The organism is Trebonia sp. (genome assembly GCF_030042015.1).
Lineage (GTDB): Bacteria > Actinomycetota > Actinomycetes > Streptosporangiales > Streptosporangiaceae > Trebonia.
The window spans coordinates 1-7,942 of the sequence record NZ_JASIAL010000546.1; the positions used below are offsets into that span (position 1 = coordinate 1).

Below are 7,942 nucleotides of genomic sequence, written 5' to 3' on the forward strand. Positions count from 1 at the left end.
GCGCGTGGTGGCTGCTGCGGTACTTCGGCCACTCGCGGGTCAGGGTTCTCGACGGGGGGTACCGCGCCTGGACGCGCGCGGGCCAGGTTCGCCGCGCCGGCCGCGTCGAGCAGCGGCAGGTGGCCGGGGCTGGCGGTGAAGTCACCCGCGGGCACGGCCTGGGGCGGCGCACCGGGCGCGCCGGGCTCGGAGGGCTGCAGGGATATCGCCGACGGCTGGCCCGCCCGCGTCCAGGCGCGGTACCCCCCGTCGAGAACCCTGACCCGCGAGTGGCCGAAGTACCGCAGCAGCCACCACGCGCGGGCGGCGGCCGTCGAGTCGCCGTCGTCGTACACGACGACCATGCGCCCGTCGCTCACCCCGGCACGGCGCATGGCCGCCTGGAAGCTGCCCGCCGCGGGCAGCGGATGCCGCCCGCCGGCGCCCGGCGGGCCGGCCAGGTCACGGTCCAGGTCCACGAAGACCGCCCCGGGAATGTGCCCGGCGAGGTAGCCCTCGATGCCCGGCGCCCCGGACGCCCCGGCGAGCCGCCACCGCACGTCAAGCAGCGACGGCGCCTCCTCGCCCCCGGCGGCCAGCAGCGCGGCGAGCTCGCCGACGGTGACCAGCGCCATCACAGCGTGGGGAACGCGAGCGCGGGCACCAGCTGCTCGGCCGAGGTCAGCGAGCCGTGCATGCCGAACAGGGCGCTCTCGTTCGGCTCGGCCCTGGTGGCGACGATCCCGGTCGTGCCGGCCGCCGCGGCGACCACGTCCCCGATTCGCGGGGTGAGCGTCTCGTCCGCGGGGCCGAACCAGCCGTCCTTGACCGCCTCGTCCCGCGACATCACCCAGGCGCTCTCGCCGAGGATCTCCTGCCAGGCGGCGAGCACCTCGGCCGCCGCGCCCGGCCGGGCGTACACGTGCCTGGCGCGCGGCTCGCCGCCGAGCAGCACGACGCCCTCGCGCAGCTCGGGCGTCACGTCCACGTCCACCCGGTCGTCGGGGCCGACGTCCACCATCCCGTGGTCGGCCGTCACGTACAGCACGCTGCCCAGGGGCAGCGCGCCGGCGAGCTGTTCGGCGAGCCGGTCCACGTGCGCGAGCTGGAATGCCCAGGCGGCGGAGCTGACGCCGTAGACGTGGCCGGTGCCGTCGAGATCGCCGTGGTAGACAGACACCAGGGTCCGTTCGGCGTCGTGGAGGGCGGCAACCGCCGTGGCGGCGAGCGCTCCGAGCGAGCTGGCCGGGCGGTACTGGGCGCCGCGCAGCGCGGCCCTGGTCAGGCCGCTGTCGGCGAAGGCCCCCGGAGCGACGTGCACGGGGGCCACTCCTGCCGCGGCCGCGCGTTCGAACAGCGTCGGCTTCGGCTGCCAGCCGAGCGGATCGACGTCCTTAGGCCAGTGCAGGCCGTTGAGCAGCCGGTGCTCGCCGGGAATGGCGACCTGGTAGCCGAGCATGCCGTGCATCGCCGGCGGCAGCGCGGTGCCGATCGTGGTCAGGCTGGTCACCGTCGTGGACGGGAAGCCAGCGGTCAGCGGCCTTGAGTTGAACGCGAGCTCGGAAAGGAACGGGGCAGCGGCCTGGTGCGCGCGCAGCAGCTCCCAGCCGAGGCCGTCGATGATGAGCAGGCAGGCGCGGCCGGTCTCAGGCAGGCCGAGCACGTTGCCCGTTTTGTCGCCGGTGAGCGAGGCCAGGATGGAGGCGGACAGATCGGCGAGGCTGCTCTCACCATAGGAAGGCACGATCGGACTGGTTCTAGGCTCTCGCGTCATGAATCCTCGTCTGCTCGTGGGTGCGTCAGCCGCCAGCGGGTGCCGTCGCGTCGGAGAGCGCGCTGACGAACGACAGCAGCTGGCGGACGGCCTCCTCGCCGTCCGCGGCCTCGCTGACCCGCAGCGTCAGGTCGTCCGCCGTGATCGTGCCAAGGTAGCCGTGGTCCGCCTCGCAGGCCTCGTCGCCGCAGTGCGCCGGCTCGAGCTCCACGTGCGACAGGACGTTCCAGCCGATGGCCAGGATCACTTCGGACGGCATCGTGACGCCAGGGAGGTACGACGCCGGGTCCGGCACCACGCGGGTCAGCGACACCGAGGACACCCGGGAGAACCGGATCGCCTCGGTGCTCGTCTCCGCGCGCGGGCGCGTTTCGGGCTCCTCGGCCGGGTACTCGTCGGTGTGCGAGTACACCAGCCTGGTCGGAGTCAGCGCCAGCACGGTCATGTGCCTGCGGACCTCCATGCCCGGATCGAAGATCGCGTCATGATGCACGAAGAATGCCGTGACGGGTTCCGGCCCGAGCGCGGAGGCGACCGCGTCGGTCACCAGGCCCGGGTAGTACCCGCTGCGCTCGATGGCGGCCCGCAGGTCTTCGGTCATGATTCGCGTTTCCCTCATCCCCCCATCCTGCACCGTCCGGGCGGCTAGTTCACCCCCGGCCGCTGAATGTGCCGATTATGGGAATTATGCGTTCGCGGCGGGCGCTCCGCGCGCGTGCCGCGCCGGCTCGCCGGGGGCGGCCGGGGCGCCGGGGGCTTCCCGGTTCGGCGGGTCCTCGCCGCGCTCCAGGGCCTCCTGCTCGGCCATGATCGCGGTGATCGCGAGGCGCCGCGCCTCCACAAGCTCCGCGAGCTCGAGCGCGGCGGCGCCGGGCGCCGGCTTGGGCTTGCGCGGCTTGCGGGCGCCGGCCGCCCCGCCCCTGCCCCGGTAGACGAGCAGGCCGTTGACCGGGTCAGGCACCGCGTCAAGCGCGGCGGTGACCGTGGGCAGGCTGCGGAACGCCTCCCACTGCTCGTCGGTCGCGAAGCAGACCTCGAAGACCACGCCGTGCTGGAAATCGTGCCACTCCCAGTACACCGCGCCGTGCGTCACGGCCGCGTCGACCAGCGCGTCCTCGTACGTGTAGCGCCACGCGGTCGCCGGGAGCTTGTCGCCGTGGAAGACCTCGATCGACCACCATTCAGCCATGTTGTCGCCGCCCTGCCACATGGGTTCCGGTGTCCACGCCCACGCCAGCCCGCGCGTGGATTCAAATCGAGATAGTACGCCTCTAGCCCGCCGCCCGGTAGCCCGCCCCTATCCCGAACGATCCGTGGCGACTCGGTCACTCCTACAGCACTGTTTGCAGTAGGCAGCAAACGCCGCTACGGTCACGGGCATGGCGGCAGATGGACGGCGGCACGTTCTCGCGGTCGGGGGCGGCATGCTGACGCCGCGCGACGCGGTCCCGCTGCAGGTGCGGTACGCGCTGGAACTGAGCGGCCAGGGACGGCCGAACCTGTGCGTGCTGAACACCGCCACCGGCGACGACCCGAACGCGTACCTGCGGTTCTACGACCGGCTCGCGCAGAGCACCGCGCGGGTCAGGCACCTGGCGCTGTTCCCGATGCCCAACGTCGCCGACCCGGAAGACCTCCTGATGTCCCAGGACGTCATCTTCGTGGGCGGCGGCAGCGTCGCCAACATGGTCGCGGTCTGGCGGGTGCACGGGATCGACGAGATCATGCGCAAGGCCTGGCACGCGGGGATCGTGCTCGCCGGGTCGAGCGCCGGCGGGATCTGCTGGTTCGAGGGGGGAACGACCGATTCGTTCGGCGTGCAGCTGAGGCCGTTCACCGACGGGCTCGGGATGCTGGCCGGCAGCTTCTGCCCGCACTTCAACTCCGAGCCGGAGCGGCGGCCGCTGTACCGGCGGCTGGTCGCGGACGGGACCCTGCCTGGCGGGCTGGCGTGCGACGACGGCGCGGCGGCGCACTTCGCCGACGAGACGCTGGCCGAGCTGGTCGGCGACCGGCCGGGGGCGGCCGCCTACCGGGTGGAGCCCGACGGCAGCGGCGGCTGGACGGAGACCGCGCTGCGGGTGCGCTTCCTCGGCGCGTGAGCTCGTCGCGCCGGGCAGACGCCCGGGATCGTTCGGGATAGCTGGGGTTATTCGCTTTATTTCTTGGCCCTGTGCAGCGACCAGCCGAGAGCGGCGAAGACGAACAGCGGCAGCAGCCACCAGGCGTTGACCCCGGGCGCGCAGCCAGAACAGGCAGCCGGTCGAGACGAGCCGGGCGGCTGCCCTGGCGGCCGGGAATCCGCATTCCGTGGGGGTGGCGTGCGAGTCCCGTGTGAGTACGCGGGGTGCTCTACCATCGGCAGGGTGACTGTCTCCCTTTCCCTCAGCGAATCGGCGCCCGGCATTGCCGAGGCCGATGTCCTTGTCATCGGGGTGAACCAGGGCCCCGACGGCCCTAGCGCCGCACCCGGCGCGGACGGGGTCGACGAAGCGCTCGGCGGCACCCTCGCCGGCGCGCTCGCCGCGCTCGGCGCGACAGGCGAACTCGAAGAGCTCACGAAGATCCCCGGCGGGGGCAAGCTCCCGGCCTCGGTGATCCTGGCCGTGGGGCTGGGCGCTCCGCCCGCGGACGGCGCGCCGTTCGACGCGGAAACCCTGCGCCGCGCCGCCGGCACGGCGTTGCGTGACCTGATCGGGAACAAGCTGGCCATCAGGGACAACGATGAAGGCAAGGCCGTCACGCTCGCGCTCCCGGCGACGGCCCCAGCCGAGGCGGAGGCCGTCGCCACCGGCGCGCTGCTCGGCGGCTACAGCTTCCGGCGGTACCGGTCCGTGCCCGTGCCCGACCTCGCGGTGACGCTGCTGACCAGCGACGACAACGCGGCCGCAGTCAAGCGCGGGCAGGTGATCGCCGCCGCGGTCAACCTCACCAGGGACCTTGTCAACACCGCGCCCGTCGACCTGCCGCCCGCCGCGCTCGCCGCCGAGGCGGAGCGGGTCGCGACCGCCAACGGCGTCGCGGCGCAGGTGCTCGACGAGGCGGAGCTGAAGGCGGGGGGGTACGGCGGCATCCTCGCCGTCGGCCAGGGTTCCTCGCGACCGCCGCGGCTGGTCCGGCTGGAGTACACCCACCCGGAGGCGGCCAGGACCGTCGTGTTCGTCGGCAAGGGGATCACGTTCGACTCGGGCGGCCTGTCGCTGAAGCCGTCGAAGTCCATGGAGACGATGAAGTGCGACATGAGCGGCGCGGCCGCCGTCCTCGCCGCCACCGTCGCCGTCGCCGAACTCGGCCTGCCGGTCAACGTCGTCGGCTACATGCCGCTGGCGGAGAACATGCCAAGCGGCGCGGCGCAGCGGCCGTCGGACATCATCACGATCTTCGGCGGCAAGACGGTCGAGGTGCTCAACACCGACGCCGAGGGCCGCCTGGTGCTCGCCGACGGCATGGCCAGGTCGGCCGGCGACCGCCCCGACCTGCTCGTCGACGTCGCCACCCTCACCGGCGCGGCGACGGTCGCGCTGGGCCGCCGCACCGCCGGGGTGATGGGCAGCGCCGACCCGCTGGCCGCGGAGGTGGCCGCCGTCATGCGCGAGGCCGGCGAGCCGGCGTGGGCGATGCCGCTGCCAGAGGAACTGCGCAAGGGCCTGGATTCCACCGTCGCGGACCTGGCCAACGTCTCCGCCGACCGCAACGGCGGCATGCTGGTGGCGGGGCTGTTCCTGCGCGAGTTCGTGCCCGCCGGTGTCGCCTGGGCGCACCTGGACATCGCGGGGCCCGCGTTCAACGACGGCTCCGCCTACGGGTACACGCCCAAGGGCGGCACGGGCGCGGCGGTGCGGGCGCTCGTGCAGATCGCGGCCCAGACGGCAGCGGGCCGACTGCCCGGCGCGTAGGCGCCGCCGGGTGAAATGATGAGACCGTAGGGCGTAAGCGGAAAAGGCGGAAAAGGGAGCGGCTGTGGCAGAGGGCGGCCATTACGACATCGTCGTGCTCGGCGGGGGGAGCGGCGGATACGCCTGCGCGCTCCGCGCGGCCGAGCTCGGCAAGCGCGTGGCCCTGATCGAGAAGGACAAGGTCGGCGGGACCTGCCTGCACCGGGGCTGCATCCCCACCAAGGCGCTGCTGCACGCGGCGGAGGTGGCTGACTCCGCGCGGGAGAGCGAGAAGTTCGGCATCAGGACGTCGTTCGAGGGCGTCGACATGCCCGGCGTGCTGTCCTACCAGCAGTCGGTGGTCGACCGGCTGTGGAAGGGCCTGCAGTCCACCATCGCCAGCCGCAAGATCGACACGATCCTCGGCGACGGGCGGCTGGTCTCGCCGACCTCAGTCCAGGTCGGCGACGCCCTCTACACGGGCGACCACATCGTCCTCGCGACCGGCTCGGTTCCGCGCAGCCTGCCGGGCCTGGAGATCGACGGCGCCCGGATCATCACCTCTGACGAGGCGCTGCGGATGGACCGGGTGCCCGGGTCGGCGGTCATCCTCGGCGGGGGCGTGATCGGGGTCGAGTTCGCGAGCGTGTGGCGGTCGTTCGGCGCCGGGGTGACGATCGTCGAGATGATGCCGCAGCTGCTGCCCCTTGAGGACGAGGCGAGCGCCAAGCAGCTGCAGCGCGCGTTCCGCCGCCGCGGCATCGCCGCCGAGCTCGGCACGGCCTTTGAGTCGGTCAGGTACACCGCCGGCGGCGTCTCCGTGTCGCTGTCCAACGGCAAGACACTCGAGGCCGAAGTGCTGCTCGTCGCGGTCGGCCGCGGGCCGGTCTCGGCCCGGCTTGGGTACGAGGAGAACGGCGTCACGCTCACCCGGGGCTACGTGGACGTGGACGGGCTGTGCCGGACCGCGGTGCCCACGATCTCGGCCGTCGGCGACCTCATCGCCACCCCGCAGCTCGCCCACGTGGGCTTCGCCGAGGGAATCATGGTGGCCGAGCGGCTCGGCGGCCTGGACGTCAGGCCGATCGACTACGACGGCGTGCCGCGGATCACCTACAGCGACCCTGAAGTCGCCTCGGTCGGCATCACCTCGGCGCAGGCCGCCGAGCGCGGCATCGCGGTGACCGAGGTGACCTACCCGCTTGGCGGCAACGGCAAGAGCGTCATCCTGCAGACGCAGGGCCAGGCGAAGGTGATCGCCGAGGCCCCGGCCGGGAGCCCGGGCCCGGACGGGCAGGGCGCCGGACCGGGACGCGTGCTCGGGATCCACCTCATCGGCGCCCGGGTCGGCGAGCTGATCGCCGAAGGCCAGCTCATCTACAACTGGGACGCGGAGCCCGCCGACGTGGCGGCGCTGATCCACCCGCACCCCACCCAGTCCGAGATCATCGGCGAGGCACACCTGGCGCTCGCCGGCAAGCCACTGCACTTCCACGCCTAAGGAGAGACTCCGGACATGTCGGTCTCCGTAACCATGCCCCAGCTTGGCGAGAGCGTTACCGAGGGCACCGTCACTCGCTGGCTGAAAAAGGAAGGCGAGCATGTGACGGCAGACGAGCCGCTGCTTGAGGTTTCGACGGACAAGGTGGACACCGAGATCCCCTCACCCGCCACCGGCATCCTGCGCGGCATCGTCGTCGACGAGGACGAGACGGTCGCCGTCGGCGCCAAGCTCGCGGTGATCGAGGACGCGGACGAGGCGGTGGGCGGCGGCGCCCCCGAGCCCGCCCCGGCCGAGCCTGAAACAGTCGCCGCGGCCGAAACAGCCGCGGCGCCCGAGCCGTACGCCCCGCCCGAGCCGTACGCACCGCCCGAGCCGTACGCACCGCCGGAGCCGTACGCCCCGCCGGAGCCGTACGCACCGGCCGCGGCAACTGCCCCCGCGCCGGTCAACGGCGAAGCGGCCGCGTCGGCTGACCGCTGGGCGTGGACCCCGCCGGCGCCGGCCGAGGAGCCGGCGGGGCCACCCGCGGCTGTCTCCGCCCCGCCCGCGGCGGCCGCGTACGTGCCCCCCGCCTACGTGCCTCCCACGCCGGCCGTAGCGGCCGAACCCGAGGAGGCCTACCCCGAGCCCACGCCGCTGCCGTCCGGCGAGTCCCCCTATGTCACCCCGCTAGTGCGCAAGCTCGCCGCCGAGCACTCAGTCGAGCTCGAGTCCGTCGTGGGCACCGGTGTCGGCGGCCGGATCCGCAAGCAGGACATCGTCGAGGCGGCCCGCCAGCAGCGGGCGGCCGAAGCCGCCTCGGCCGCGGCC

General features: G+C 73.2%; 8 protein-coding genes. 4 read left to right on the forward strand and 4 right to left on the reverse strand.

Translation table 11 applies throughout. The features are described from left to right. From Q1N79_RS29025 to Q1N79_RS29040, 4 genes are all read right to left on the reverse strand, one after another. Nucleotides 1–614, reverse strand: a 614-nt coding sequence (locus Q1N79_RS29025; protein ID WP_300614290.1) for a rhodanese-like domain-containing protein, incomplete at its 3' end; no start/stop codon positions are given. Beyond that, nucleotides 614–1,723, reverse strand: a complete 1,110-nt coding sequence (locus tag Q1N79_RS29030) for an alkaline phosphatase family protein (RefSeq protein WP_300614291.1) — start codon at nucleotides 1,721–1,723, stop codon at nucleotides 614–616. The genes Q1N79_RS29030 and Q1N79_RS29025, both read right to left, overlap by 1 nt. 55 nt (nucleotides 1,724–1,778) lie before the next feature. Further along, entirely contained in the window at nucleotides 1,779–2,372 is a 594-nt protein-coding gene (locus Q1N79_RS29035; protein WP_300614292.1) for a DUF5998 family protein, read from the reverse strand. Between the two features lie 66 nt (nucleotides 2,373–2,438). Then, on the reverse strand, nucleotides 2,439–2,942 hold the full coding sequence (locus Q1N79_RS29040) for a hypothetical protein (RefSeq protein WP_300614293.1): 504 nt from the start codon (nucleotides 2,940–2,942) through the stop codon (nucleotides 2,439–2,441). Nucleotides 2,943–3,132: 190 nt separating this feature from the next. Here Q1N79_RS29040 and Q1N79_RS29045 point away from each other — a divergent pair, with 190 nt between their 5' ends. From Q1N79_RS29045 to Q1N79_RS29060, 4 genes are all read left to right on the forward strand, one after another. Beyond that, nucleotides 3,133–3,855 carry a peptidase E gene (locus Q1N79_RS29045; protein ID WP_300614294.1) on the forward strand — a complete coding sequence of 241 codons (723 nt, stop codon included), beginning with the start codon at nucleotides 3,133–3,135 and terminating at the stop codon, nucleotides 3,853–3,855. A gap of 264 nt (nucleotides 3,856–4,119) precedes the next feature. Next, nucleotides 4,120–5,649, forward strand: a complete 1,530-nt coding sequence (locus Q1N79_RS29050; RefSeq protein ID WP_300614295.1) for a leucyl aminopeptidase — start codon at nucleotides 4,120–4,122, stop codon at nucleotides 5,647–5,649. A 64-nt stretch (nucleotides 5,650–5,713) separates the two neighbouring features. Beyond that, a complete protein-coding gene (gene lpdA / locus Q1N79_RS29055; protein WP_300614296.1) occupies nucleotides 5,714–7,129 on the forward strand; it encodes a dihydrolipoyl dehydrogenase in 1,416 nt (471 codons plus the stop codon). Nucleotides 7,130–7,144: 15 nt separating this feature from the next. After that, on the forward strand, nucleotides 7,145–7,942 hold a 798-nt coding region (locus Q1N79_RS29060), incomplete at its 3' end, for a biotin/lipoyl-containing protein (protein WP_300614297.1).

Bases quoted from the DNA above. Each gene is read 5' to 3' on its own strand.
- Q1N79_RS29035 (WP_300614292.1), bottom strand. From the start codon at position 2,372: ATGAGGGAAACGCGAATCATGACCGAAGACCTGCGGGCCGCCATCGAG.
- Q1N79_RS29040 (WP_300614293.1), bottom strand. From the start codon at position 2,942: ATGGCTGAATGGTGGTCGATCGAGGTCTTCCACGGCGACAAGCTCCCG.
- Q1N79_RS29045 (WP_300614294.1), top strand. From the start codon at position 3,133: ATGGCGGCAGATGGACGGCGGCACGTTCTCGCGGTCGGGGGCGGCATG.